Below are 24,881 nucleotides of genomic sequence, written 5' to 3' on the forward strand. Positions count from 1 at the left end.
CCGGCAATACCGGTCGGCGCCAAGCGCTGCGCGCAGTCGGGTTCAGCGGTTCAGGTCGGCCAGCGCGGCGTCGTACTCGGCGCGCGCCTCGTCCAGCTTGCGCTGAGCCTTGTCGATCTTTTCCTGCTTGCCCTTGGCGCGAGCCTGCTTGAGTTCGCCTTCGCGTTCGGCGACCTTGTTCTGTTTCTCGCGCACGTCGGCTTCGCGCTGGTTCTGCAGGCGGCTATCGGTGCAGTGCGCCTTGGCTTCGGCCAGCGCGCGGCGCAGGCCGGCTTCCTGGCGGCTGTTGCCGTGCGCCTGGGCCTGCGCGATGTCGTTTTCGATCTGGCAGAACTTGGCGGCGCAGCCGCGCGCGGCCGAGCAGTCGGCTGCCTGGGCGGAACTCGTGGCCAGCAGGGCAAAGGCGGCGGCCGTCATGAGCGTAGGGAACAGGGCACGCATACGGAAAACTCCTGGATGATCGAAGGAGCTTTCATCATCGCGCGGCGCGAGGCGCCGGGCAATGTGCCCGGCGCAAAGCCGGCCGCGATTTCAGACGATGGCTGATTGCTCAGCGGATCAAGGTGCCCGCCAGCGCGGCCGCGATCAACAGCGCGCCCAGCCACAGGTTGGCGCGGAACAGGCGGAAGTTGCGGGCAGGGTGCTGGATGTCGAAGACCTTGAGCTGCCAGGCCAGGTGCAGGGCCACGGCGGCGATGCCTACGTAGTAAGCCCAGGACATGCCGATGGCGTAGCCTCCCCAGGCCCACAGCACGACGGTGGCCAGGTAGAAGCCGCCGATCCACAGCTTGCCCTGGTCGCCGAAACGCATGGCGGTGGAATGCAGGCCCAGGCTGCGGTCGTCGCGCACGTCCACATAGGCGTAGATGCTGTCGTAGCCGACCTGCCACAGCACCGCGCCCAGCCACATCGCCACGGCGGCCAGCGGCACGTGGTTCTGCGTGTCGGACCAGGCCATCAGCATGCCCCAGTTGAAGCAGATGCCCAGCACCACCTGCGGCCAATAGGTCACGCGCTTGCACAGCGGATAGACGAAGACGAAGGGCAGCACGGCCACCGCCAGCCAGCGGCTCATGTCGTTCAGGAAGAACAGCAGCGAGCCGCAGACCAGCAGCTGGCCGATCAGGAACGCCACCGCCTGGCGCATGCTCAGCTGCCCGCTGGTCAGGGGGCGAAAGCGCGTGCGCTCGACGTGCTTGTCGAAGTCGCGGTCGCACATGTCGTTGACCGTGCAGCCGATGCCGCGCATCAGCAGCGCGCCCAGCGAGAACACGATCAGCCGTTGCAGGTCAGGCAGCCCGCCCGCGGCCTGGACCAGCGCGGCGATACAGGGCAGCAGCGTCAGCCAGGTGCCGATGGGCCGGTCCAGCCGGCACAGGCGGGCATAGGGACGCCAGGACTTGGGCAGCCAGCGTTCGACCCAGTCGGTGAAGACGATGTCGCTGAGGTCGACGGGGGATTGGGGCGAGGCGCTCACTGTCACGGGCTTGAGGAAGGGGGAAAACCGACAGCATAAAACAACAACGGCCGGGCATCCTGCCCGGCCGTGACTTCGATACCGCAGGTGGGCTTACCTTACACAGCCTCTTTCAGAAGCTTGCCGAGGATGGCGATGCCCGTGCGGATCTTGTCTTCCGGCACCGTGGCGAAGCTCAGGCGCAGGGTGTTGGCACGGCCGCCGCCGCTGTAGAACGGCGCGCCCGGCACGAAGGCCACGTTCTGGGCGATGGCCTTCTCCAGCAGTTTGGCGCTGTCCATGTGCTCGGGCAGCGTGACCCAGATGAACATGCCGCCTTCCGGCTTGGTCCAGCTCACGCTGGCCGGGAATTCCTTCTGGATGGCGTCCAGCATGCAGCTGCCCTGCGCGCGGTAGATCTCGCGCACGTTGGGCAGGTGCTCTTCCAGGAAGCCGTCCTTGACGATCTCATACACGGCCATCTGCGTCAGCGTGGGCGTGTGCAGGTCGGTTGCCTGCTTGGCTTGCACCAGCTTGTTGATGATGGGGCGCGCGGCGGCGATGAAGCCCAGGCGCAGGCCGGGGGCCAGCACCTTCGAGAACGTGCCCAGGCGGACGACGTTGGCGCCGTATTCGGCGGCCAGCGTCAAGAGGCCCGGCTGCGGTTCGCCCGCGTAGCGCAGTTCGCCGTAGGGATCGTCTTCGATGATGGTCAGGTTCAGCTCGGCGGCGCGCTTGACCAGCGCGATGCGGCGTTCCAGGCTGAGCGTGCGGCCGGTGGGGTTCTGGAAGTTGGGCAGCGCATAGAGGAAGCGCGCGCCGCTGGCCAGCTCGGGGGTGATGGCCTCGGGGATCAGGCCGCCGTCATCGGTGGGCACCGGCACGTACTTGGGCTGGTACAGGCTGAACGATTGCAGCGCGCCCAGGTAGCTGGGGTCTTCGACCAGGATCTTGCTGTCCTTGTCGATCAGCACCTTGCCCAGCAGGTCCAGCGCCTGCTGCGAGCCGGACACGATCAGGACCTGGTCGGGCGACACGTCGGCGCCGGCGCGGGTCAGGTCTTCGGCGACCCACTTGCGCAGCGGCGCGTAGCCTTCGGTCGGGCCGTACTGCAGCGCGGCGCGGCCGTTGGTGGACAGGACCTTGTCGAATGCAGCGCGTACCACTTCTACCGGGAAGCCGCCGGGCGCAGGCAGGCCGCCGGCGAACGAAATGACTTCGGGCCGCTCGGTGACCTTGAGGATCTCGCGGATGGCGGAACTGGTGAGCTGCTGGGCGCGTTCCGAGAAGGAAAACGCAGGTTCGAAAGGCTTGTCCATGGATGGGCTTCTTGACCAAGAAGGGTTGGGAAAGGGACGCCGGCACGGGCGCCGGCGAAAATCTATTGTCACACAGGCGCGCGGGCCGGCCCCTTTTATGCTGGCGGGCCCTAAAATCACTTGCATCGATAAGCGCCTGTACAGTTACATTTACTCATATGTTTGAAGCCGCCCCGATTTCCGCCGATTCCAAGCCCGCCCTGTACGCCGAGCTGGCCGCGCAGGCCCGCGCGCTGCTGGAAGGCGAACACGACCGCATCGCCAACGCCGCCAATCTGAGCGCGCTGGTCTACCAGGCCTTGCCGCAGCTGAACTGGGCGGGCTTCTATCTCTACGACGGCACCGAGCTGGTGCTGGGCCCGTTCCAGGGCAAGCCGGCCTGCGTGCGCATTCCGCTGAATCGCGGCGTGTGCGGCGCGGCCGCCAGCCAGCGACGCACGCAGCGCGTGGCGGACGTGCACGCGTTTCCCGGCCACATCGCCTGCGACGCGGCCTCGCGTTCCGAGATCGTGGTGCCGCTGGTTCGTGATGGCGAGCTGATCGGCGTGTGGGACGTGGACAGCCCGGTGCCCGACCGTTTCGACGCCGACGACCAGGCTGGCATGGAAGCGCTGTGCGCGATCTTCCTGGCCAGCCTGCGCTGAGCGTCCGTTGCGCAGGGGGCGGCCGGCGCCGTTGACAGCCTGCCTGCCGCCCGGTAGATTTCCGCATCCGCGCATGCCGCGCGGCGCTTTCCGATTCATGATGATCCAGGCCATTCAATCCGCTGCCCCGTTCCGCGCCCTGTGCGTGGCGCTGGCTGCTGCCGGCCTGAAATCCAAAAAACAGCCGCTCATCTGACCGGAGCATGCTGTTCCGTCAGATGGGCGACGGAACAGCGGCCTTCCCGGCGGCGCATGGCGCCGCCCGCGACCTCCCAGCGCATTCCCGAGCACTTCTGTACGGTCCAACCACGGTCCATACCGAAGGAGTGTTCTCTCATGCCGACTCAAACATCCCCGTTCCAGGGCATCTGGATTCCCCTGGTCACGCCGTTCTCGGGCGGCGCCGTCGATGGCGGCGCGCTGCGCCGGCTGGTGCGTTACTACGCCGCGGCCGGCGTTGACGGCCTGGTCGTGTGCGGCAGCACCGGCGAGGCCGCGGCGCTGGATGACGCCGAGCAGCTGGCCGTGCTGGACGCGGTGCTGAACGTCGCCGACGGCCTGCCCGTGATGATGGGCCTGGCCGGCAACCACCAGGGTCATGTGCTGCGCCGCCTGTCGGCCTTCGGCACGCGGCCGCTGGCGGGCATCCTGGCGCCCGCGCCGTACTACGTGCGGCCCGGACAGGCCGGCGCGTCCGCCTATTTCCGCTGCCTGGCCGACGCCTCGCGCTTCCCGCTGGCGCTGTACGACATTCCCTACCGCACCGGCGCCACGCTGGACACGGCCACGCTGTTGGAGCTGGCGGCGCACCCGAACATCGCGGCCATCAAGGACTGTGGCGGCTCGCTGGAAAAGACCGTGGCGCTGATCGCCGACGGCCGGCTGCAAGTGATGGCAGGCGAGGATTTGCAGACGCTGTCGACCTTGTGCCTGGGCGGCTCCGGCATCATCGCGGCCGCCGCGCACATCCGGCCAGACCTGTTCGTGGCGCTGTACCGCGCCGTGCGCGAACAGCGGCTGGACCAGGCCCGCGCCCTGTTCCTGGCGCTGGCGCCGATGATCCAGCTGGCCTTCGCCGAGCCCAATCCCGGGCCCGTCAAGGCGCAGCTGGCGCGGCAGGGCCTGCTGACCGACGAGCTGCGCGCGCCCATGCCGGCGGCCAGCGCCGTGCTGGCGGACCGCCTGCAGGCGGCGGTGGCCGAGCTGGACCGTGCGTTTCCGCCGCGTTGAGCGCGGCGCGGGCGCCTGCCGGCCGCGCGGATGGGGCGTCCGGCAGGCTTTGTCCGCTTCGGATTCATTTGGTAATACATGCCTCCCCCGGATGCTGACGGATTGCTTATGATGCGGCCATTCTCCGGGTGAAATAAAAATTCCATGGCCCAAGCTTTTCAAGCCTTGTCCGTCTGGCAGGTCATGCTGGCGGGGCTGCTGTTTTTCGGCGGTATCTACCTGCTGTTCGGCGCGGCCACCTGGCTGCTGACGCATCACATCCTGCCCGCGCTCGGCATCGGGCGCCCGCTGGATCCGCGTCCGCTGGCGCCGGGCCAGCTGCGCCGCGAGCTGGCGCAGTCCGGCGTGTCGGTGCTGTTGTTCGGCACCGGCATGGTCTTTCCCTGGGGGCTGCTGCAGCTGGGCTGGGCGCATCTGGATCCGGACGCCAGCTGGCAGAAGATCACGCTGGAGATCCTGTTCCTGCTGGCCTGGAACGACGTGCACTTCTGGGTCAACCACCGCCTGCTGCATACCCGGCCGTTGCGGCGCTTTCACCTGCCGCATCACCGCTCGGTGGTGACCACGCCGTTCTCGACCTACAGCTTCCATCCGATCGAGGCGCTGATGCTGGGCAACGTGATCATGCTGCCCATGATGCTGCACGACTTCAGCTTCTGGTCGCTGGCCTCGGTGCCGCTGTTCAGCCTGTTCTTCAACTGCATCGGCCACGCCAACTACGATTTCTTCCCCAAGGTGTCCTATGCGCACTGGTTCGCCGCCAGCCGCCGGCACCACCTGCATCATGCCTGCTACAACGGCAATTACGGTTTCCAGTTCACCTTCATGGACCGGCTGTTCCGCACCCGGCTGAAGGCCGACGCGGCCGCCGCCCAACTGCAGGCTCACCAGAAGCGAGAGTCGCTTGGCGGACGCGCGTAGCCGGCGCTTTGCGTTGCCCACGCTGCGCAACCGGCGCGACTGGCAGAGCCTGGCCTATCTGGCCGCGCTGCCGGCGCTGGCGGCCTGGCAATGGATCTACGGCTTCTGGTGGCCGCTGTATGCGCTGATGCTGTTCCTCACGCTGGGCATCGGCGTGATCCACCACAACCACACGCACCTGCGCATGTGGCGCGGGCGCTGGGCCAACCGCGCCACCGACTTCTGGATCACGTTGCTGCAGGGACACCCCACCTTCGTGTTCTATCCGGCGCACGTGGCCAACCACCATCGCTACAAGCACGGTCCGGACGACAAGGCGCGCACCTATCGTTTCGGCGGCGACACCAACCATCTGTGGGGCTACCTGATCCATCCGGCGCAGGCGGTCTGGGTGCTGTATCCGCTGTTCTTCACCTGGCTGGGCCGGCTGCGCCGGCACTGGCCCGGCGCCTGGCGCTACTGCATGGCGCAGTACGGCGCCTGGCTGGGCCTGTGGGCGGGGCTGCTGGCGCTGAACCCGGCCAAGGCGCTGGTGTTCGTGATCGTGCCGCAGCTGCACGGCCTGCACTGGCTGCTGGCCACCAATTACCTGCAGCACGCCCACGCCGATGGCGGTCCCGGACGCGGCGCGGCGCTGAGCTATGCGCGCAATTTCGAGGGGCTGCTCAATCCGCTGCTGTTCAACATCGGCCTGCACACCGCGCATCACGAGCATTCGCGCGCGCACTGGGCCGAGCTGACCGAGCTGCACTACGGCCGTTACCGCGACCAGGTGCCCGCCGCGCTGAACGAAGGCGGCCTGGTCCCCTACATGTTCCGCGTTTTCGTGCTGGGCGCGTTCTGCTCGCGCTTCCGTACCCGTTCCCGCATGGCGGCCGAGCACATCCGCTAGGCCGCCACGCACATCACCAGAGGTCGTCATGCCCATCGCGTTTCATCGTGTCTACCTGGAGAGCGCCGGCTATTTCATGCCGGGCGAGCCCGTGTCCAATGACGACATGGACCGCTACATCGCGCCGCTGAACCGCATCTCGGGGCGCATCAAGCAGCGCATCCTGGCCGAGAACGGCATCAAGCAGCGCCATTACGCCATCGGGCCGGAAGGCGAGACCGTGTTCAGCAATGCGCAGCTCGCCGCCAACGCCATCCGCGACTGCCTGCGGCGCAACGAATCCGAGCTGGCCGACGTGTCGATGCTGGCCAGCGGCTCGTCAGGCGGCGACGCGCTGATGCCGGGCTTCGCCAACATGATCCAGGGCGAGATGGCCGCGCATCCGATGGAAACCCTGTCGGTGCACGGCATCTGCGCCGCCGGCGTGTCGGCCATCCAGGCGGCCGCGCAGGGCGTGGAAATGGGCGGGCACGCCAGCGCCCTGGCCGTGGCCAGCGAGCTGCCCTCGCGCCTGTTCAAGCGCTCGCGCTTCGCGGCGCGCGACTATGACGCCGACTTCGATGCGCACTTCCTGCGCTGGATGCTGTCCGACGGCGCCGGCGCGCTGCTGCTGGGCAATTCCGGCCGCGCGCTGCCGGGCATTTCGCGCGGCGTGCGCCTGCGGCTCAAGTGGGTGCACCAGCGCTCGTTCTCGGGCGACTATCCGGTCTGCATGCAGCTGGGCCTGTCGGCCGACCGCCAGCGCGGGCACCTGGACTACCCGTCCTGGACCGATGCCGAGGCCGACGGCGCGCTGTCGCTGCGCCAGGACATCCGGCTGCTGCCGCACCTGTTCGACATCGGCATCCATGAATACGCCAAGCTGGTGCGCGACGGCTGGGTGGATCCGGACCAGATCGATCACTTCCTGTGCCATTACTCGTCCGAGAAATTCATCCCGGTGGTGGCCGACCTGCTGGATAAGGCCGGCCTGGCCATTCCGCGCGAGCGCTGGTTCAGCAACCTGGCGTGGCGCGGCAACACCGGCGCGGCGTCCATCCTCATCATGCTGGCCGAGTTCCTGGAAACGCGCGAGATCAAGCCGGGCGAACAGCTGCTGTGCTACATCCCCGAGTCGGGCCGCTTCATGACCGCGTACATGCTGTTCGAGGCCGAGGCCGTGCATGAACAGCCCGCGCGGGCCGTCGCGTCCACGAGCCCGGCGGCCGCGCAAGCGCACGACGCGCATAGCGCCGATGCCGATGCCATCGCGCCGCCGCACGATCCCGACAGCGCGCCGCAGGGCCTGGGCCAGCTGCTGACCGAGCTGGCCTCGATCTGGCATGACTACCGTTCGCGCGTCTGGCGCACGCCGGTGGTGCGGCGCCTGCGCGAGCGCCGTTTCCAGACCGCCGACTACCTGACCTGGATGGAAAGCTGGATCCCGCAGGTGCGCGAGGGCAGCAAGTGGATGCGCGAGGGCGCGGCCTCGCTGAGCGAGGCCTACCAGCCGCTGGCGGCGCTGATCGACGTGCACGCGGGCGAGGAACAGAACGACTTCAAGATCCTGTTCCAGGACTACCGCAACGCCGGCGGCCCGGTGGACGACATCGACGCGCTGCGCCGCAATCCCGGCGGCGAGGCGCTCAACGCCTACCTGCACAGCCTGGCCGCCACGCGCGACCCCATCGGCCTGCTCGGCGCGATCTACATCATCGAGGGTACCGGCCAGCGCATCGTGCCGGCCCTGCTGCCGCTGCTCAAGGCCAGCCTGCCGCTGCCGCCGGACGCCTTCCGTTTCCTGGAATACCATGGCCAGAACGACGAGCACCATCTGGCGCGCTGGCTGGCGGCGGTGGAGCTGGCGCTGGACTGCGACGAGGACGGCCGCGCGGAGCGGCGCATCGTGGACACCGCGCGCCGCACCGCCGCGCTCTACCTGATGCAGTTCCATCACGTGATGGAGGACGAGGCGCAATGAAGCAAGAACCCGAGTTCCTGGCCAAGGCGCACGATCCGCTGGATCCCAGCCCCTGGCTGGCCCTGTACCTGGACCGCAGCACGCCCCTGCCGGACAAGGTCAAGAAAGCCTGGCTGACGGATTCGAGCAGCAGCTCGCGCCAATACCTGCTGCCCTTCCTGCGGCCGCTGGCGCGCGCCTTCATCGTGCTGATACAGGTGGTCAAGACCTTCGTGCCGCGGCGCTGGTCGCACTCGAAGCTGCTGCATCGCATCCTGGCCTGGGGCCTGAAGCGCTTCGTCTCGCCCGAGGCCAACTGGCTGATCCTGCGGCACTTCCACCTGGGCGCGCAGATCCTGGCCTTCATCGCCGCCAATTCGCCGGTGCCGGTCAGCACCACGCCGCTGGAGCCGCGCGATATCGACGACCTGAAGGACGAACTGTTCGTCAAGCACGACCTGAACCTGTTCAACTTCGTCATCCGGCTCAACACCGCGCTGCGCGAGGCGGGCGTGGAGATGCACGCGCCCGAGCGGGTCGACTTCTCCATGATCCGCGATCCCGGGCTGCTGCTGGACGACATGCCGCAGGCGCGGCTGAACTTCCTGGACCTGCAAAGCGCCATCGAGCTGTTCACGCCGCTGTACCAGCTCATGCTCACTGACAACGACTTCTGGCGCGCGGCCAATTCGCTGCAGCTGGACGAGACCATCGGCATCTACGCGGCCAAGCTGCTGGGCGCGCCGCAGCACCTGATCCTGGTCAACAACAGCCATCCGCTGGTGCCGATGTCGACGCTGCGGGCCGGCTATCGGCTGGTGCTGCACGGCCTGTCCACCGAGATGCTGCACAGCCTGCTGATGGAGATGAAGGCGGCGCAGGACGGCGGCGATCCGCCCGCGCCGATCGCCTGAGCGACGGCTGCGCCGGTCGGACGTCATGTCCGGCCGGAGCGCCTGCCGTGCCCAGGCGGGTGATGGCAGCGCGCATGGCCGGCAGGCGCGCGCGGCCGCGCCGCGGCCGTGCTCTTAGTATTGACCCGGTGTCGCGGGGACGGGGGCCTACGTTATATTGCGGCCCTTGCCCTGCGTGCCTTCAGGCGGGCAGGGCGCAGTCATTGCCCCTGATCACGGAAGCCCAGCCATGCCCCAGCCCATCGAAGTCATCGCCACCCTGTTGTTCGCGGTGGCGGTCCTTCATACGTTCTCGGTGCCGTTCTTCGCGCGGCTGGCGCACAAGGGCGGGCCGCACGCGGGCTTCTGGCACCTGTTCGCCGAGGTCGAGGCGGTGTTCGGCGTGTGGGCCTTCGCGCTCATCGTCGCCATGGCGGCGCTGTCCGGGCCGCCCGCGGCCATCGAGTACATGGACACGCGCAACTTCACCGAGCCGCTGTTCGTGTTCGTCATCATGGTGGTGGCGGCCAGCCGTCCGATCCTGGAACTGGTGGGACAGCTGGTGCGGCTGACGGCGCGCGTGCTGCCGCTGCGCCGCGAGCTGGCCACGTTCTTCGTGATCATGTCGCTGGTGCCGCTGGGCGGCTCCTTCATCACCGAGCCGGCCGCCATGACGCTGGCCGCCATCCTGCTGCGCGACGCCTATTTCCGCACCAGCGGCCGGGCCGGCTTCAAGTACCTGACGCTGGGCGTGCTGTTCGTCAACGTCTCCATCGGCGGCGTGCTCACGTCCTACGCCGCGCCGCCCGTGCTGATGGTGGCGACCACCTTCGGCTGGGATTCCGGCTTCATGCTGCAGCACTTCGGCTGGCGCGCCGCCGTGGCGGTGTGCCTGAACGCGGCGCTGCTGACGCTGATCTGCCGCAAGGCGCTGCTGGGACACAGCGTGGGCACCGGCGGCGGCGTCGACGCACCGGAAGGCGCGGACCGGCGTCCGCCGGTGCCGGCCGTGGTCATGCTGGTGCACCTGGTGTTCCTGGTCGCCGTGGTACTCACCGCGCACCATCCCGCGATCTTCCTGGGCTTGTTGATGATGTTCATCGGCTTCACGGAAGCGTACAAGCGCCACCAGAGCCGCCTGATGATCAAGGAAGGGCTGATGGTCGGCTTCTTCCTGGCCGGGCTGGTGGTGCTGGGCGGCCTGCAGAAATGGTGGCTGCAGGACCTGCTGGGCGGCTTGCAGCCCTTCGTGCTGTTCTGGGGCGCGACCGCGCTGACCGCCATCACGGACAATGCGGCCCTGACCTACCTGGGATCGCTGGTCGAGGGCACCGGCGAGGCCTGGCGTTACATGCTGGTGGCGGGCGCCGTCACCGGCGGCGGCCTGACCGTGATCGCCAATGCGCCGAATCCGGCCGGCTTCGCCATCCTGAAGAACCATTTCCCGGACGGCAGCATCTCGTCCGGCCGGCTGTTCCTGTCGGCCCTGGGGCCGACGCTGGTGGCGGCGCTGATGTTCCTGCTGCCGGTCTAGGCGGTCCGGCGGGAGGCGCGGGACCGGCCCTGGCCGGCCTGGGAACTGTCCGGAAAGCCGTCCGGCGGCTCGCGGAAAGCGGCGTGGGGCGTCCAGGGCAGGGCCGGGCGTGGCGCCCCGGGGGACCCGCCGCCCGGGTCGTCTCCGGTTGTTCATGAAAAACCGCTAAAATTCAAGACTTTCCCGTATTTTTTTGGCCTTGCCTTCAGCGCGGCATCCGCCGCCGCGTCCGTGGCCAGGCCATGGCCAGACCGCCAGGCCGTCCGCCCGCCGTGATTTGGCGAACGGGCTTTTGGAACGGTCTCTTGATACGCCGGGCTCGCGCCCGGGAGCACGAAATGCCCATTTACGCTTATAAGTGCAGCGCCTGCGGCCATGCCAAGGATGTGCTGCAGAAGATCTCCGATGCGCCGCTCACGGTTTGCCCCGAGTGCGGCCAGAGCGCCTTTTCCAAGCAGGTGACCGCGGCTGGCTTCCAGCTCAAGGGCTCCGGCTGGTATGTCACGGATTTCCGCGGCAACGGCAACGGCGGCGGCGCGTCCTCGCCGGCCTCGTCCGAGAGCGCCGCTCCCGCGGCCGCGCCGGCCACGCCCGCGGCTCCGGCCGCGCCCGCCGCCACCGGGACCGCGGCTTCCTAGAGCCACGCGATGCGAATGCGCGTCATCAAGAAGTACTTCATCACCGGCCTGCTGATCTGGGTTCCCCTGGTCATCACGGTGTGGGTGCTGGGTCTGCTGGTCGCCACCCTGGAAGGGTTCGTGCCCGGCTTCCTGTCGTCCGAATCGCTGTTCGGCGTCGACATCCCTGGCTTCCGCTTCGTCCTGGTCGTGGCGGTGGTGCTGCTGACGGGCATTTTCGCCGCCAACCTGATCGGCCGCACGATGGTGGACCAGTGGGAATCCCTGCTGGGCCGCATCCCGCTGGTGCGCTCCATCTATAACTCGGTCAAGCAGGTCAGCGACACGGTGCTGGCGCCCAACGGCCAGGCGTTTCGCCGCGCCGTGCTGGTGCAGTATCCGCGCGCCGGCGCCTGGACCATCGCCTTCGTCACCGGCACGCCCGGCGGCGAGGTGGCGGAACAGCTGCCCGGCGAGCACATCAGCGTCTATGTGCCGACCACGCCCAACCCGACCTCGGGCTTTTTCCTCATGGTGCCGCGCACCGAGGCGATCGACCTGCAGATGAGCGTGGACGCGGCCCTGAAGTACATCGTTTCCATGGGCGTGGTCGCCCCGGCCGCGGCGATGCCCGCCGCCGACCGGCCCGCCCCGCCCGTACCGGCGCCCCACGCCGATTCGTAACCCTTTACGCTATTACCAAGCACACAACGGAGTCATCCCGCATGCGTACCTGCTATACCGGCCAGGTTTGCCGTGACCATCTCGGCCAGACCGTCACCCTGTTCGGCTGGGTGAACCGCCGCCGCGACCACGGCGGGGTCATCTTCATCGACCTGCGCGACCGCGCGGGCCTGGCCCAGATCGTGTTCGATCCGGACAACGCCGCCTTCGCCACCGCCGAGCGCCTGCGCAACGAATTCTGCATCCGCGTCACCGGCCTGGTGCGCGAGCGTCCGGCCGGCACGGCCAACGCCGAACTGGCCTCGGGCGAGATCGAAGTGCTGTGCAAGGAAGTCGAGATCCTGAACGCGTCGGTCACGCCGCCGTTCCAGCTCGATGACGACAACCTGTCCGAGACCACCCGCCTGACGCACCGCGTGCTGGACCTGCGCCGCCCGCAGATGCAGCGCAACCTGATGCTGCGCTACCGCGTGTCGATCGAAGTGCGCAAGTTCCTGGACCAGCTGGGCTTCATCGACATCGAAACCCCGATGCTGACCAAGAGCACGCCCGAAGGCGCGCGCGACTACCTGGTGCCCTCGCGCGTGAACGCCGGCCACTTCTTCGCGCTGCCGCAGTCGCCGCAGCTGTTCAAGCAGATGCTGATGGTGTCGGGCTTCGACCGCTACTACCAGATCACCAAGTGCTTCCGCGACGAAGACCTGCGCGCCGACCGTCAGCCGGAATTCACCCAGATCGATTGCGAAACCTCGTTCCTGAGCGAACTCGAGATCCGCGAGATCTTCGAGAACATGATCCGCCACGTGTTCAAGGTGGTGCAGGACGTGGACCTGCCGTCGCCGTTCCCGATCATGACCTGGACCGAAGCCATGCGCCGCTACGGCTCGGACAAGCCGGACCTGCGCGTGAACCTGGAATTCACCGACATGACCGACGTCATGCGCGACGTGGACTTCAAGGTCTTCGCCGCCGCCGCCACGGCGCCGGGCAGCCGCGTGGTCGCCCTGCGCGTGCCGGGCGGGGCCGAGATGTCGCGCAGCGAGATCGACGCCTACACGCAGTTCGTCGGCATCTACGGCGCCAAGGGCCTGGCCTACATCAAGGTCAACGAAGTGGCCAAGGGCCGCGACGGCCTGCAATCGCCCATCGTCAAGAACCTGCATGACGCCGCGCTGGCCGAGCTGATCAAGCGCACCGGCGCCCAGGATGGCGACATCATCTTCTTCGGCGCGGACCGCGAGAAGGTCGTGAACGACGCCATCGGCGCGCTGCGCGTGAAGATCGGCCACAGCGAATTCGGCAAGAAGACCGGCCTGGCGATCGCCGGCTGGAAGCCGCTGTGGGTGGTCGACTTCCCGATGTTCGAATACGACGAGGAAGACGGCCGCTACACCGCCGCCCACCATCCCTTCACCAGCCCCAAGGACGGCCACGAGGACTTCCTCGAATCCGATCCGAGCAAGGCCTTCGCCAAGGCCTACGACATGGTGCTGAACGGCTGGGAAATCGGCGGCGGCTCGGTCCGTATCCACCGCGAGGAAGTGCAGAGCAAGGTGTTCCGCGCGCTGAAGATCGGCGCCGAGGAAGCCCGCGAGAAGTTCGGCTTCCTGCTGGACGCGCTGCAGTACGGCGCGCCGCCCCATGGCGGCATCGCCTTCGGCCTGGACCGCATCGTCACCATGATGACCGGCGCCGAGTCGATCCGCGACGTGATCGCCTTCCCGAAGACCCAGCGCGCGCAGTGTCTGCTGACGCAGGCGCCGTCGGAGGTCGACGAGAAGCAGCTGCGCGAGCTGCACATCCGCCTGCGCAATGTAGAGAAATAGCCCACCCCCGAAGCGCCTTCGGCGCTTCCCCCTCAAGGGGGCGCCACTGCGGACCGGCAGAGCCGGATCCGCGTGGCCTTGCTTGTGGGGCACTGGTGGCTTGCGGGGATAGCGCCTCGTAGTGGTGCTTCATTCTCAGTGGCAGTCGCCGGGTTTGGGTAGCAGGCCGTGAACGCCCTGGACTTGTCCGGGGCGTTTCTGTTTCTGGCTGCGTCGGGGGCGGTAAACGGCAACTGAAATGCGGTAATCTGGCAAGCGCCGCCGGGTGTGGCGGCGTCGGGTCGGGGTGCGCTTGCGGGCGTCCGGGCCGGCGGGTTCCGTGTCTTGTAAGGCGCCATCGCTTCCATGTCGCTCATCCGTGTCGTCAGCTACAACATCCATAAAGGCCGCTCGGCGCTGGGCCGGCGCGACTCCCTGAACGAGCTGCGCCTGGGCCTGTACGGGCTGCGTCCCGATCTGGTCTTCCTGCAGGAAGTGCAGGGGCGCAACGAAAACAAGTCGCTGCTGGATGCGCAGCATGAATCGCTGGCCGCGGCGCTGCGGCTGGACGTGGCCTACGGGCGCAACGCCATCCGCCACCAGACCGACCATGGCAACGCGCTGTTGTCACGCTTTCCGATCGTCGAGCACGAGAACCAGGACATCTCCGACCACCGCCTCGAACAGCGCGGCCTGCTGCATGCACGCATCGAGCTGGACGGGCGCGCCGTGCATTGCTTCGTGGTCCACCTGGGCCTGTTCGCCGGCAGCCGCAGCCGCCAGATCCTGGCGCTGACCGAGCGCATCCGTCGCCTGGTGCCCGAGGGTGACCCCATCCTCGTCGCCGGCGATTTCAATGATTGGGGCGACCGGCTGGCGCCGCTGTTCGTGCAGCAGCTCGGCCTGTACGAAGTGTTCTCGCACGCGCCGCGCAGCCATGGCGGCGAACTGCCGCGGTTGCGCGACTCGGTCAAGCGGCTCACCAACGCGCTGCGCGGCGTGCCCAACGGCATCTCGGTCATGGAGCGCACCAACCAGCTTGGCATGGACGGCAGCTCGCGCCTGCTGCTGCCGCCGCCGCGCACCTTTCCCGCCGTGTTCCCCTGGTTCCGGCTGGACCGCATCTACCAGCGCGGCTTTGCCGTGCGCAGCGCGCGCGTGCTGCGCGGCCGGGAATGGGCCCGGCTGTCCGATCATTCCCCGCTGCTGGCCGAGCTGGAACTGCCGTGAAGCGCGAGCCGGTCAGGCTGGACTGGACGGATGGCAACGACATCCGGCTGTTGCAGAACGGCGCGGACTTCTTCCCGTCCCTGTGCGCCGCCATCGATGCCGCCACGGTCAGCGTGCACCTGGAAACCTATATCTTCATGCTCGATCGCAGCGGCGAGATGGTGCTGCGGTGCCTGGCCGAGGCCGCGCTGCGCGGCGTCAAGGTGCGGGTGGTGCTTGACGGTTTCGGCAGCGCTGCCACCGCCGACGAGGTCCGCGTCAGGCTCACCAACGCCGGCGCCCAGTGCCGCATCTTCCGGCCCGAGCCGCGCTGGTTCGCCAAGCTGATCCCGTCGCGCAGCCGCCTGCGGCGCCTGCATCGCAAGGTCAGCGTGATCGACGGGCAGATCGCCTATGTGGGCGGCATCAATATCGTTGACGACTACGATGACCTGGATCCCACCGACGGCCTGACCGCGCCGCGCTTCGACTTCGCCGTCCAGGTGCGCGGGCCGGTGGTCACCGACGCCGCCTACGCCCAGGACCTGCTCTGGGTGCGGCTGAACTGGGCGCGCCTGCGGCGCCATCCGCGCGACTGGAACCGCATGCGGCTGGCCAAGCCGCATCATGTCGCCGTGGCGCCTTGTGGCCAGATGCGCGCCGCGCTGGTGCTGCGCGACAACCTGCGTTTTCGCCAGACCTTCGAGCGCGCCTATCTGCTGGGCATCACCGAGGCGCGGCGCGACATCCTCATCGCCAACGCCTATTTCTTTCCCGGCGTGCAATTCCGCCGCGCCCTGGCCAGGGCGGCCGCGCGCGGCGTGCGCGTGCGGCTGTTGCTGCAGGGCAAGGTCGAATACCGCATGCAGTACCACGCCACGCGTTCGCTATACGACCAGCTGCTGCGCGACGGCATCGAGATCTACGAATACATGCCCGGCTACCTGCATGCCAAGGTGGCCGTCATCGACAACGTGGCCACCGTGGGCTCGTCCAACCTGGATCCCTTCAGCCTGCTGCTGGCGCGCGAAGCGAACGTGGTGATCGACGACCAGCCTTTCGCCTGGGACCTGCAGGAACGGCTGGAGACGGCCATCCGCGAGGGTGGCCGCTTCATCCGGCCGCTGGACTACCAGCGGCGCGGGCTGCTGCGGCGCTGGGTGGATGCGGCGTCGTATGTACTGCTGCGGATCGGCGTGGCGTTGACGGGAACCTCGGACAAGTACTGAGCCCGTTTCCGTCACGGCGCCGTGCGCGCTACGCGGGCTTGCGCCGCGGGCCGATCAGCCCCAGCGCCAGCGCCGTGCCCACCAGGATCACGCCGGCGCCCGCCAGGATGGGACCGGTGATCGCCTCGTTCAGGAACCACGCGCCCCACATCACGCCGAAGATCGGCACCAGGAAGGTGACGCTGACCGCGCCGGTGGGGCCGACGTTGGCGATCAGGCGGAAGAACACGATATAGGCCGCGCCGGTACAGACCACGGCCAGCAGCACGGTGGCGCCCCAGGCCATGGCCGCGACCGGCGCCTGCGGCCAAGTCATCACGGCGGCCGGCAGTAGCACCAGCGAGGCGGCGACCATGCTGCCGGTGGCGTTGGTCAGCGCGTCCACGCCTGTCAGGAAGCGCTTGGTCCAGTTGGCCGCGATGCCGTAGAACACGGGCGCGGACACGGCCGCGAGCACGGCCGGGCCGGTACCGCCGGAGGTGAAGCTGAGCTTGTCCCAGACCAGCACCACGATGCCCAGCAGCGCGATCAGCAGGCCCAGCGAGCGTGACCAGGGCAGCTTGTCCTTGAGCCAGAGCCAGCCGATCACGGCGCCCCAGACGGGCGTCACCGCGTTGGATACCGACAGGAAGCCCGCGCCCAGCGATTGCGCCGAATAGGCATACAGGACGAAGGGCAGGGCGGCGTTGAGCGTGCCCACCACCAGGATGGCCTTCCAGTGCCGGGCCATCAGCGGCAGCCTGCCGCGCCAGATCGCGGCCGGCAGCAGGAACAGCGCGGCCAGTCCGACGCGCAGCTCGATCAGTGGCACCGGCCCGAATTCGGGCACGGCGATGCGCATGAACAGGAACGAGCCGCCCCATACGGCGGCCAGGACCAGCAGGTCCAGCAGATCGCGACGACGCATGTGCAGTCCAGTCTCAGGAGGGTTTCCGGGCAGAAGCCAGGTTCTTCATCTTCACCCGGTGCGCGAGCACCGCGCAGGTCAGGGACAGGGCAATACACAAGCCCAGGCCGGTCCGCACTCCGTTTAGTACGGAACTATGCGAAATCAGGATGCCCACCAGCGCAGTGCCCAGCGCGCTGCCGATCGCGCGCGTGGTCTGGACCAGGGCCGAGGCCACGCCCACGTCGCGTCGCTCGCTGAGCATCTGCATGAACAGGGTCAGGTTGGGCAGCAGGAAGCCCAGCGCGCAGCCGTTCACGAAGAAGGCCGACAGGATCCACAAGGCCGAGGTGCCGGGCGAGATCAGCAGCACCATCAAGGTGCCGGCCGCCAGCAGACAGGCGCCGAAGACCATCAGGCGCTGGGGCTCGGTCTGGCGGTGGAACAGCCGGCCGTTGATGATGCTGCCCACCGAGATGGCCGCCACCAGGGGCGTGAGCAGCAGCCCGGCCTGGCTGGGCGTATAGCCCAGAACCTGCTGCAGCAGCAGCGGGCTGTAGAAGATCAGCACGAACATCACCGCGCCCACGGTCATCGCCGCCAGGTTCAGCAGTTGCGGTTCGCGGCCCGCCAGCACGCGCAGCGGGAAGATCGGCGAAGCCACGCGCCGTTCGATCGGGACCAGCAGGGCGATGGCGGCGATGCCCGCCACGGCCAGGCCCAGCGCCAGACCGGGGTGGGCGTGATCGCCGCTGGCAAAGCCCAGCTCCAGCGCCGCCAGCGGCGCGCCCACGGCCACGACCAGCAGCAGGGCGCCCAGCCAGTCGATGCGGCGCTCGCCGGTGTGGACGGGCTTGATGCGGGGGAAGTAGCGCGCCAGCAGGAACAGCGCGACGGCGGCGGCGATCGGCGATATGAAAAAGGCGGCGCGCCAACCCAGCGCCTGGGTCGCCGCGCCGCCGAGCACCGGGCCGATGCCGCTGGCCATGGCGAAGGCGGCCGACACCAGCGCCATCCAGCGCACGCGCTGCTTGGCGTCGGGGAACAGGTCGGCGGGCGCGGCGAAGGCGGTGGCGATCATCATGCCGCCGCCGATGCCCTGCAGCGAGCGGAACAGGATCAGCTGGCCCATGCTCTGCGACAGCCCGCAGGCGATCGAGCCCAGCGCGATGATGAGCACCGACACCAGCATCAGCGGCTTGCGCCCGAACATGTCGCCCAGGCGGCCGAAGATCATGATGGAGGCGGCGGTGGCGAGCAGGTAGCCGGTGCCGACCCAGGCGTACAGCGCCATGCCGTTCAGCGCCTCGGCCACGCGCGGCAGGGTGGTGCTGATGATGGTGGAATCGAAGGCAGCCAGCACGACGGTGGCCGAAACACCGGCCATGGCCATCAGCAGGTCGCGGCGCGATGGCGGCGGGGTGGCGGGCTGAGCAGAGGGAGGCGGGTCTGGCTGGGGCTGCGGCGTAGGCGGGGGCGTGCTCATTTAGTTAGCATATCACCGCCGAATGGCCGCAACCGTCCCGGTTGGCCCGGCTGTCCACTACTTGTAGAGGGTGTGGTAACTCAGGAATACGGCGATCACCACCAGCACCAGCGCCCAGGACCAGCGGGAGTTGGACAGGCCGCGAGGCTCGGGCTCGGGTGGCGGGGGCGGCGGCGCCAGCCGCGGCTGGCCGGCCATGTAATCGATGAACGCGGCGAAGAAGCGCTCGATGATCTTCTCGCCCGCCTTCAGGATCAGGCTTTCACCGCATTCGGCCAGCTTGCCGCCGGTCATACCCGCCACGGTGTAGGCCACGCGGGTGCCCTGGTCCTTGGTGCTGAGGTTGACCTGGGCGGTGCCGATGGCCAGGCAGGCCGCCCGGCCCTTGCCCTCGAACACCAGGGTGCAACTGTTGGGGGGATCGATGTCCGACAGCAGAATCTCGCCGTCGTAGTCGGTGTCGATGCCGGCGACCTTGGCACGCAGGGTGACGGCGTACTCGGTGGGGGAGCGCTGCGTGACGTTGACGCATCCGGGGATGCATCGCTGCAGCACGGCAGGATCGGTCAAGGCGTCCCAGGTCTGGTGCTGGGTTGACGGGATCCATTGGGCATCGGCAATGCGCATGGCTGTCTCCTTGTAGAAACCGCTATATGGCCCATTCTTGCTCCGATTGGCGTTTTTCGCCACTGCATTGTGGCGCCGGCGGGCGAGTTCAACGCTGGCAGGCGAGGCCGGAATGCGGTTTCGGAGCGGCGTTGCGGCCTGCCAAGCTAAAATTGCCGCGCCCACCGAAGCGCAGGCCCCTGGCCAGGGGCCGGTCGCCGATAAGGCGTCCCGCGCCGGGTGGAGCGCCAACCGGCCGGAAGCCTCGGCTCTGCTTGCGTAGTAATAAATTGCACGTCGGTCGCCGTAGAACGTGCTCAGCCACTAAAATTGCGCGAAATTTCAAATCCGGTACTTTTATGGTTTATGTGCTAGTAGCATTTCTGATTTCGCTGGTGGTTACGCTGCTGCTCGTGCGCTACAACACCTTGCATGCGAAATATACGGCAGACCACGACTTGTCGGGCGTGCAGAAGTACCATGCGATACCCGTTCCGCGGGTTGGCGGGGTGTCGATAATGGCCGCGATGTTTGGTGTTTGCATGTTGGCGGTATTCCGGGAGCCCGCGCTCCGGCATGAACCGTTGATATTGATGGCTGTATCCATGCCCGCTTTCCTTGGGGGGCTGGCGGAAGACCTGACCAAGAAGGTCAGGGTGCTGGTGCGTCTCGGGCTGGCGATGATATCGGGGGCGGCAGCGTATTATTTTCTCGGCGCTCAACTGACGCGCCTGGATATTATTGGCGTGGATTGGCTGTTGCAATTTACCGTGGTTTCCTTCGTGTTCACGGCGGTGGCCATGGCCGGCGCAGCAAACGCCATCAATATCATCGACGGCTACAATGGCCTGGCGGCTGTCGTTTCCGCAATGATATTCGCTGGTTTTGCCTACGTTTCCTATTATCTTGGCGATCGCCTGTTGCTTGTCACCTCCGTTGGGATGATTGGTGCCATAGCAGGATTCCTGGTCTGGAATTATCCGCGCGGCCTGATTTTCCTGGGCGACGGCGGGGCGTATTTCATTGGATTCATGATCGGCGCGGTGTCGGTGCTGATGCTGGCCCGGCATCCGCAGGTTTCCGCGTGGTTCCCGTTGTTGCTCTGTATTTATCCTGTCTTCGAGACCTTGTTTTCCATTTATAGGAAAAAGTTTCTGAGGGGGCAATCTCCCGGCATGCCCGATGGAGTGCATCTGCATATGCTAATTTATAAGAGATTGATTCGGTGGGCAGGGGGAGAGGAACACCGGTATCAGGCCAAGAGAAATGCAATGACATCGCCTTATCTGTGGCTGTTGTCTTCCTTCGCGATCATTCCGGCAGTGCTGTTCTGGCAGTATCAATATGTGCTCATATTCTTTGTTTTTCTATTTTCTGCAACCTATCTGGTCCTGTACAGAAAGCTGGTGCGCTTCGATATGCCCAGCTGGCTGGTGATGCGGCCGAAAAAGAGGTTGCGGACGAAGCGGCGGCATCGTTGATGTTTCTGCCTGCAGTGCCGAAATCGGGATCAAATATCTGTTGATAGACAAATAAGAACAGGAAGAATCAGTGTTTTCTAAAGGAAAATGTGCCGTCATATCGGCGTTGTTTGCCCTGCTGTTCGTGGTCATGCTGCCGTTGCGGCCTCAATATGACGTCGCAGCGGGATTCAAAATAACAGCGACAGGCGAGCGCAATCCCGCAGCCAAGGGTGCGGAAGTGTGGCTGTCCTCGGCGCTGTTGACCGCGAACGAATCGGCGGTACAGCGGGATGGAGGGTGGGAGCGACGCGGCGAAAGCCTGGTCTCGTACCAGGGCCAGCCGGCGACCATTCTCTCGAACGCGGCCATTACGCCAGAAGACTTTCTGGTCTTCACCAAGCACGAATATTCAGGAATCGTCGAGATCTCCAGCGGGGATTTCAAGCGCCGCTATGATCTCTATTCCGCGACGCCCGGTTCGCTGCGTATCGATTTCTACGGTACGTTGCCGTTGAAATTGAACCCGTGGCGCACGCTTGGGCTGGGTTTGCTGATCTACGCGGCAGCGTTCGCCGCTTTCTTTGCCGCGACATCGCTGTGCCTTCGCGCCGGGGCGGGTGCCGGGCAAGCAGCACAGAATCGCAAGCCGGGCTGGAGCCTGTGGCTGATGGCGCCCAGCATCGCGGTTTACGGATTGGCCCTGGCCGCCTATTGGCCTGCCCAGATGTCGCCGGATTCAATAGACCAATGGCGGCAGATCGTGAATGGATACTATGCGGATGCCCATCCCGTACTGTCCACCTTCTTCTACAAGTTGGCGTATTTCGTATATCCCGCGCCCCAGGCGGCGGTGATTTTCCAGATACTGGTGTTTTCGCTGGTGACCTGGTTCTTCCTGCGGGAAATGATGGCTTGGGGCGTGCCGCGCTATGTCGCTGCGATCGCCGCCATCATCATCCCTGTGTTTCCTGCCAATTTCATGCTGGTCACCACGCTATGGAAGGACGTGCCGTTTACCATCGGCATCATCCTGCTGAGCGGGCTGGCGGCACGGGAAGTGCGGTTGGGCCTCACCCTCAAGTGGGGCTCCCTGATCGCGATGGGCTTGGCCGGAGTGCTGATCTTCGGCGTCCGGCACAATGGGATTGTCATCGTCGGCCTGTTTTTCGCGCTGCTGCTCTTGTTCGCAGCCGGCCGCCGCGCCAAGATCCGGGCGGCGGGGGCCCTGGTGGCTTCGATCGCCATTTTCATCTTCGCGAAGACGCTCTTGCTGAGCATGGTCGCGGCGGAGCCTGTGGCGCCGCACTACCGTTCCATCTTTGCGCTCCATGTGCTGGGAGCAATGGAGAGCGCCGGAGTGGAGTTTGACCCGGCTGACCAGGCGCTCATGGACAAGACGCTGCCGCGTCAGGAATGGCTGAACGGATACAACTGCAAATCCGTCGTTCCCCTTTTCTGGAACAAGCACGTTTCCTATTCCTTCCTGGCCACCAATGCGGCAGAGTTGAACCGTCTGATGTTCAAGGAAATTGTCCGTCATCCGGGAGTATTCCTGCGGCATCAGCTTTGTGTGACCGGATTGATCTGGCGCATCGGCGGAGAGCCTGGAGAGTTCACGATGCTCTCGCCGGGCGAAATCACCCAGATGAAGGAAAGCAAGGAGCTTGGGCTCAAGACGCGTTCGCTGTTGCCGGAATTGAAGTTGACGCTGGACACCTGGCATAGCCAGATATTCGCGCCTGCGGAAATCTATACGCGTCCTGCCTTGTACCTCCTGGTCGGACTGTGGGCCGCGCTGATGATGGTCTATCGCAGCTCCCGGGCATTCGTTCTTGTCGTCGCGCCGTCCTTGTGCAATTGCGTGGGCCTCGGCGTATTGATGAGCGCTCAGGACTATCGCTATCTATGGCCGTCGGTGGTGCTGGCCCTGTTGACGTTCATCATGGCTATCGGCCTGGCCATGTCCGGCAGGCAACTTGATCCGACGCTTACTCGAGCCAAATGATGTCGTCAAAAATTGCGGTTGTTATTCCAAGCTATAAAGTAAAAAGGCACGTGCTTGATGTCATCAAGCACATTGGCCCCGAAGTCTGCCGGATCTATGTCGTGGATGATTGCTGCCCGGATGGCTCCGGCGACTTTGTCGCTGAGAATTGCAGTGATCCCCGGGTAACGGTATTGCGCAACGAGCAGAACCAGGGCGTCGGCGGCGCAGTCATGACCGGCTATCTGGCGGCAATTGAAGATGGCATGGACATCATGGTGAAACTGGATGGCGACGGACAAATGGATCCGAAGCTGATTCCCGATTTCGTCGAGCCCATCGTCAGGGGGGAGGCGGATTACACGAAGGGAAACCGGTTCTTCGATCTGGAAGAGATCCGCGCAATGCCGAAAATGCGCCTCTTCGGAAATGCGGTGCTTTCCTTCATGACCAAGCTGTCTTCGGGTTACTGGAATTTGTTCGATCCCACCAATGGATACACGGCCATACACCGTGAGGTGGCGAAGCATCTGCCGATGAAGAAAATAAGCCGGCGCTATTTCTTTGAAACAGACCTCTTGTTCCGGCTCAACACGTTGCGAGCCGTGGTCGTTGATGTCCCGATGGATGCCAAGTACGGCGATGAAGTCAGTAACTTGCGGATTGGAAAGATAATCGGCGAATTTATGGCCAAGCACGCTCGGAATTTTTTCAAGAGGATTTTCTACAATTATTATCTGCGCGACATGTCCCTGGCTTCCATCGAGTTGCCGCTGGGCGCATTGTTGGTGCTGTTTGGCAGTGTTTTTGGAATTTATAACTGGATCGTGGCGGCCAGCCACGGCGCAACCACCTCCGCGGGCACCGTCATGCTGTCCGCGCTGCCTATTATTTTGGGACTTCAACTGATACTGGCCTTTCTCGGGCACGATATCAGCACGGTCCCTACCAGGCCATTTCACCGGATTCGAGGCAATTCGGCGTGCGGTTTGAAAAATTCGGAGAAATGAATTGCATAACGAGGATAAGGCTTGGTCGGATTATCGGGAAAAGTTCGCCGATGTCTATGACGAGAGAAACTACGAGAGCCCACTGCAATCCTGGGTGATGAGGGCCAGCCACAAGCTGACCGAGCAACCGTTCGGACCGGGTACCAAATTCGGCAAGGTGCTTGAGATCGGAGCGGGCACTGGCGAGCATCTGTCGTTCGTGCGGCACCAGTTCGACGAATATGTCCTGACGGACATGGATCCCAAGACGCTCGATATCGCCGCAAAGAAGATCGGCGACAAGTACGACGGCCGGATTTCCTATTCTGTTCAGGCCGGAGCCGATATCGCCAGCGAGGACAACAGCTACGATCGAGTGATCGCGACGCATGTGCTCGAGCATATTTACTATCCTCACCTGGCATTGAAAGAGTGGCAACGCGTCCTGAAACCGGGCGGCACGCTCTCCATTCTCATTCCGACGGATCCTGGCTTCGCCTGGCGTCTCGGGCGACGGCTGGGGCCGCGCAAGGCTGCGTTGGCGATGGGAATTCCCTATGACTATGTCATGGCCCGCGAGCACGTCAATCCCTGCAATAACCTGATGGCGATCTTGCGGCATTACTTTCCGAATGCCCAGGAATCGTGGTGGCCGACCAGGCTGCCCGCGATGGATCTGAATCTGTTCGTCGCATTCCATGCGGTTGTCGAAAAGAGCGGCGTGAAAAGCAAATGATGACTTATGTTGCCGCAGTGCTGTGCGTGGTGGGCCTGGCCATCGGACAGATCCTGTTCAAGGTCAGCGCATCCGCTCTCGCCCAGACGGGCACTTTCTTTTCCTGGCGGCCGCTTGGGGCGCTGTTCGGCGCGATGGTGCTGTATGGCCTCACGTCGATTGCATGGGTCTGGGTATTGCAGCGGGTCGAACTGGGCCGTGTGTACCCCATCATGGCGCTGGCGTTCATCCTGGTGCCCCTTGGTAGCCATCTGATTTTCGGCGAGCGTTTCAGTACCCAGTATTTCGCGGGCATTGCCCTGATCATGGTGGGAATCGTCGTGGCCGGGAAGAGCTGACGTTTCGGTGCGCCCGGCCTG

23 protein-coding genes are annotated in these 24,881 nt (G+C 65.7%); 17 read left to right on the forward strand and 6 right to left on the reverse strand.

Annotated elements, in window-relative coordinates; genetic code table 11:
* Positions 1 to 42: 42 nt before the first annotated feature.
* The 3 genes from AC6LJ9_RS03260 to AC6LJ9_RS03270 form a co-directional block, all read right to left on the reverse strand.
* The gene (locus tag AC6LJ9_RS03260; protein WP_498146399.1) at positions 43 to 441 is read right to left on the reverse strand and encodes a DUF1090 domain-containing protein; all 399 of its coding nucleotides are present in this window, start codon (positions 439 to 441) and stop codon (positions 43 to 45) included.
* A 109-nt stretch (positions 442 to 550) separates the two neighbouring features.
* On the reverse strand, positions 551 to 1,477 hold the full coding sequence (gene ubiA, locus AC6LJ9_RS03265; RefSeq protein ID WP_498146400.1) for a 4-hydroxybenzoate octaprenyltransferase: 927 nt from the start codon (positions 1,475 to 1,477) through the stop codon (positions 551 to 553).
* 98 nt (positions 1,478 to 1,575) lie between these two features.
* Positions 1,576 to 2,775: an aminotransferase-like domain-containing protein gene (locus AC6LJ9_RS03270; protein ID WP_212312716.1), complete on the reverse strand. Its 1,200-nt coding sequence runs from the start codon at positions 2,773 to 2,775 to the stop codon at positions 1,576 to 1,578.
* 158 nt (positions 2,776 to 2,933) lie between these two features.
* Between AC6LJ9_RS03270 and AC6LJ9_RS03275 the strand changes: the two genes are divergently transcribed.
* The 12 genes from AC6LJ9_RS03275 (at position 2,934) to clsB (ending at position 16,372) form a co-directional block, all read left to right on the forward strand.
* Positions 2,934 to 3,419 (forward strand): free L-methionine (R)-S-oxide reductase MsrC, encoded by a 486-nt coding sequence (locus tag AC6LJ9_RS03275; RefSeq protein ID WP_212312715.1) that lies wholly within the window; start codon positions 2,934 to 2,936, stop codon positions 3,417 to 3,419.
* Between the two features lie 336 nt (positions 3,420 to 3,755).
* Positions 3,756 to 4,649: a 4-hydroxy-tetrahydrodipicolinate synthase gene (gene dapA / locus AC6LJ9_RS03280; RefSeq protein ID WP_498146401.1), complete on the forward strand. Its 894-nt coding sequence runs from the start codon at positions 3,756 to 3,758 to the stop codon at positions 4,647 to 4,649.
* Positions 4,650 to 4,793: 144 nt separating this feature from the next.
* Positions 4,794 to 5,570 (forward strand): sterol desaturase family protein, encoded by a 777-nt coding sequence (locus AC6LJ9_RS03285; protein ID WP_212312713.1) that lies wholly within the window; start codon positions 4,794 to 4,796, stop codon positions 5,568 to 5,570.
* Positions 5,554 to 6,462: a fatty acid desaturase gene (locus tag AC6LJ9_RS03290; RefSeq protein ID WP_498146402.1), complete on the forward strand. Its 909-nt coding sequence runs from the start codon at positions 5,554 to 5,556 to the stop codon at positions 6,460 to 6,462. Before AC6LJ9_RS03285 ends, AC6LJ9_RS03290 begins: the two co-directional genes overlap by 17 nt.
* A gap of 28 nt (positions 6,463 to 6,490) precedes the next feature.
* The gene (locus tag AC6LJ9_RS03295; protein ID WP_498146403.1) at positions 6,491 to 8,422 is read left to right on the forward strand and encodes a 3-oxoacyl-[acyl-carrier-protein] synthase III C-terminal domain-containing protein; all 1,932 of its coding nucleotides are present in this window, start codon (positions 6,491 to 6,493) and stop codon (positions 8,420 to 8,422) included.
* Positions 8,419 to 9,315, forward strand: a complete 897-nt coding sequence (locus AC6LJ9_RS03300; protein ID WP_212312711.1) for a DUF6999 family protein — start codon at positions 8,419 to 8,421, stop codon at positions 9,313 to 9,315. Before AC6LJ9_RS03295 ends, AC6LJ9_RS03300 begins: the two co-directional genes overlap by 4 nt.
* Before the next feature lie 229 nt (positions 9,316 to 9,544).
* Positions 9,545 to 10,828 (forward strand): putative Na+/H+ antiporter, encoded by a 1,284-nt coding sequence (locus AC6LJ9_RS03305; protein ID WP_498146404.1) that lies wholly within the window; start codon positions 9,545 to 9,547, stop codon positions 10,826 to 10,828.
* A gap of 338 nt (positions 10,829 to 11,166) precedes the next feature.
* Positions 11,167 to 11,466 carry an FmdB family zinc ribbon protein gene (locus AC6LJ9_RS03310; protein ID WP_498146405.1) on the forward strand — a complete coding sequence of 100 codons (300 nt, stop codon included), beginning with the start codon at positions 11,167 to 11,169 and terminating at the stop codon, positions 11,464 to 11,466.
* A 15-nt stretch (positions 11,467 to 11,481) separates the two neighbouring features.
* Positions 11,482 to 12,129 carry a DUF502 domain-containing protein gene (locus AC6LJ9_RS03315; protein WP_212312706.1) on the forward strand — a complete coding sequence of 216 codons (648 nt, stop codon included), beginning with the start codon at positions 11,482 to 11,484 and terminating at the stop codon, positions 12,127 to 12,129.
* A gap of 41 nt (positions 12,130 to 12,170) precedes the next feature.
* Positions 12,171 to 13,955, forward strand: a complete 1,785-nt coding sequence (gene aspS / locus AC6LJ9_RS03320; RefSeq protein WP_392410468.1) for an aspartate--tRNA ligase — start codon at positions 12,171 to 12,173, stop codon at positions 13,953 to 13,955.
* A gap of 345 nt (positions 13,956 to 14,300) precedes the next feature.
* Entirely contained in the window at positions 14,301 to 15,164 is an 864-nt protein-coding gene (locus AC6LJ9_RS03325; RefSeq protein WP_498146406.1) for an endonuclease/exonuclease/phosphatase family protein, read from the forward strand.
* Positions 15,161 to 16,372: a cardiolipin synthase ClsB gene (gene clsB / locus AC6LJ9_RS03330; RefSeq protein ID WP_103271665.1), complete on the forward strand. Its 1,212-nt coding sequence runs from the start codon at positions 15,161 to 15,163 to the stop codon at positions 16,370 to 16,372. The genes AC6LJ9_RS03325 and clsB overlap by 4 nt, the downstream gene beginning before the upstream one ends.
* 28 nt (positions 16,373 to 16,400) lie before the next feature.
* Here the strand turns inward: clsB and AC6LJ9_RS03335 are convergent, their stop codons facing one another.
* Genes AC6LJ9_RS03335 through AC6LJ9_RS03345 form a run of 3 tightly spaced genes read right to left on the reverse strand, consistent with a single transcriptional unit; the run spans position 16,401 to position 19,371 of the window.
* Positions 16,401 to 17,279 carry a DMT family transporter gene (locus AC6LJ9_RS03335; RefSeq protein WP_498146407.1) on the reverse strand — a complete coding sequence of 293 codons (879 nt, stop codon included), beginning with the start codon at positions 17,277 to 17,279 and terminating at the stop codon, positions 16,401 to 16,403.
* Positions 17,280 to 17,292: 13 nt separating this feature from the next.
* On the reverse strand, positions 17,293 to 18,744 hold the full coding sequence (locus AC6LJ9_RS03340) for an MFS transporter (protein WP_498146408.1): 1,452 nt from the start codon (positions 18,742 to 18,744) through the stop codon (positions 17,293 to 17,295).
* 57 nt (positions 18,745 to 18,801) lie between these two features.
* Positions 18,802 to 19,371 (reverse strand): SRPBCC family protein, encoded by a 570-nt coding sequence (locus AC6LJ9_RS03345; protein ID WP_498146409.1) that lies wholly within the window; start codon positions 19,369 to 19,371, stop codon positions 18,802 to 18,804.
* A gap of 338 nt (positions 19,372 to 19,709) precedes the next feature.
* On the opposite strand from AC6LJ9_RS03345, the gene AC6LJ9_RS03350 reads away from it, so the two are divergent.
* The 5 genes from AC6LJ9_RS03350 to AC6LJ9_RS03370 all read left to right on the forward strand — a co-directional run bounded on the left by AC6LJ9_RS03350 (position 19,710) and on the right by AC6LJ9_RS03370 (position 24,860).
* Positions 19,710 to 20,831: an MraY family glycosyltransferase gene (locus AC6LJ9_RS03350; protein WP_498146410.1), complete on the forward strand. Its 1,122-nt coding sequence runs from the start codon at positions 19,710 to 19,712 to the stop codon at positions 20,829 to 20,831.
* A gap of 70 nt (positions 20,832 to 20,901) precedes the next feature.
* Positions 20,902 to 22,818: a hypothetical protein gene (locus AC6LJ9_RS03355; protein ID WP_498146411.1), complete on the forward strand. Its 1,917-nt coding sequence runs from the start codon at positions 20,902 to 20,904 to the stop codon at positions 22,816 to 22,818.
* Positions 22,815 to 23,807 (forward strand): glycosyltransferase family 2 protein, encoded by a 993-nt coding sequence (locus tag AC6LJ9_RS03360; protein ID WP_498146412.1) that lies wholly within the window; start codon positions 22,815 to 22,817, stop codon positions 23,805 to 23,807. The genes AC6LJ9_RS03355 and AC6LJ9_RS03360 overlap by 4 nt, the downstream gene beginning before the upstream one ends.
* Position 23,808: 1 nt before the next feature.
* A complete protein-coding gene (locus tag AC6LJ9_RS03365; RefSeq protein WP_498146413.1) occupies positions 23,809 to 24,522 on the forward strand; it encodes a class I SAM-dependent methyltransferase in 714 nt (237 codons plus the stop codon).
* On the forward strand, positions 24,519 to 24,860 hold the full coding sequence (locus tag AC6LJ9_RS03370; RefSeq protein ID WP_498146414.1) for a DMT family transporter: 342 nt from the start codon (positions 24,519 to 24,521) through the stop codon (positions 24,858 to 24,860). The genes AC6LJ9_RS03365 and AC6LJ9_RS03370 overlap by 4 nt, the downstream gene beginning before the upstream one ends.
* The last annotated feature ends 21 nt before the right edge of the window (positions 24,861 to 24,881 follow it).

It is taken from the genome of Achromobacter sp. 1011811831, from assembly GCF_059760905.1.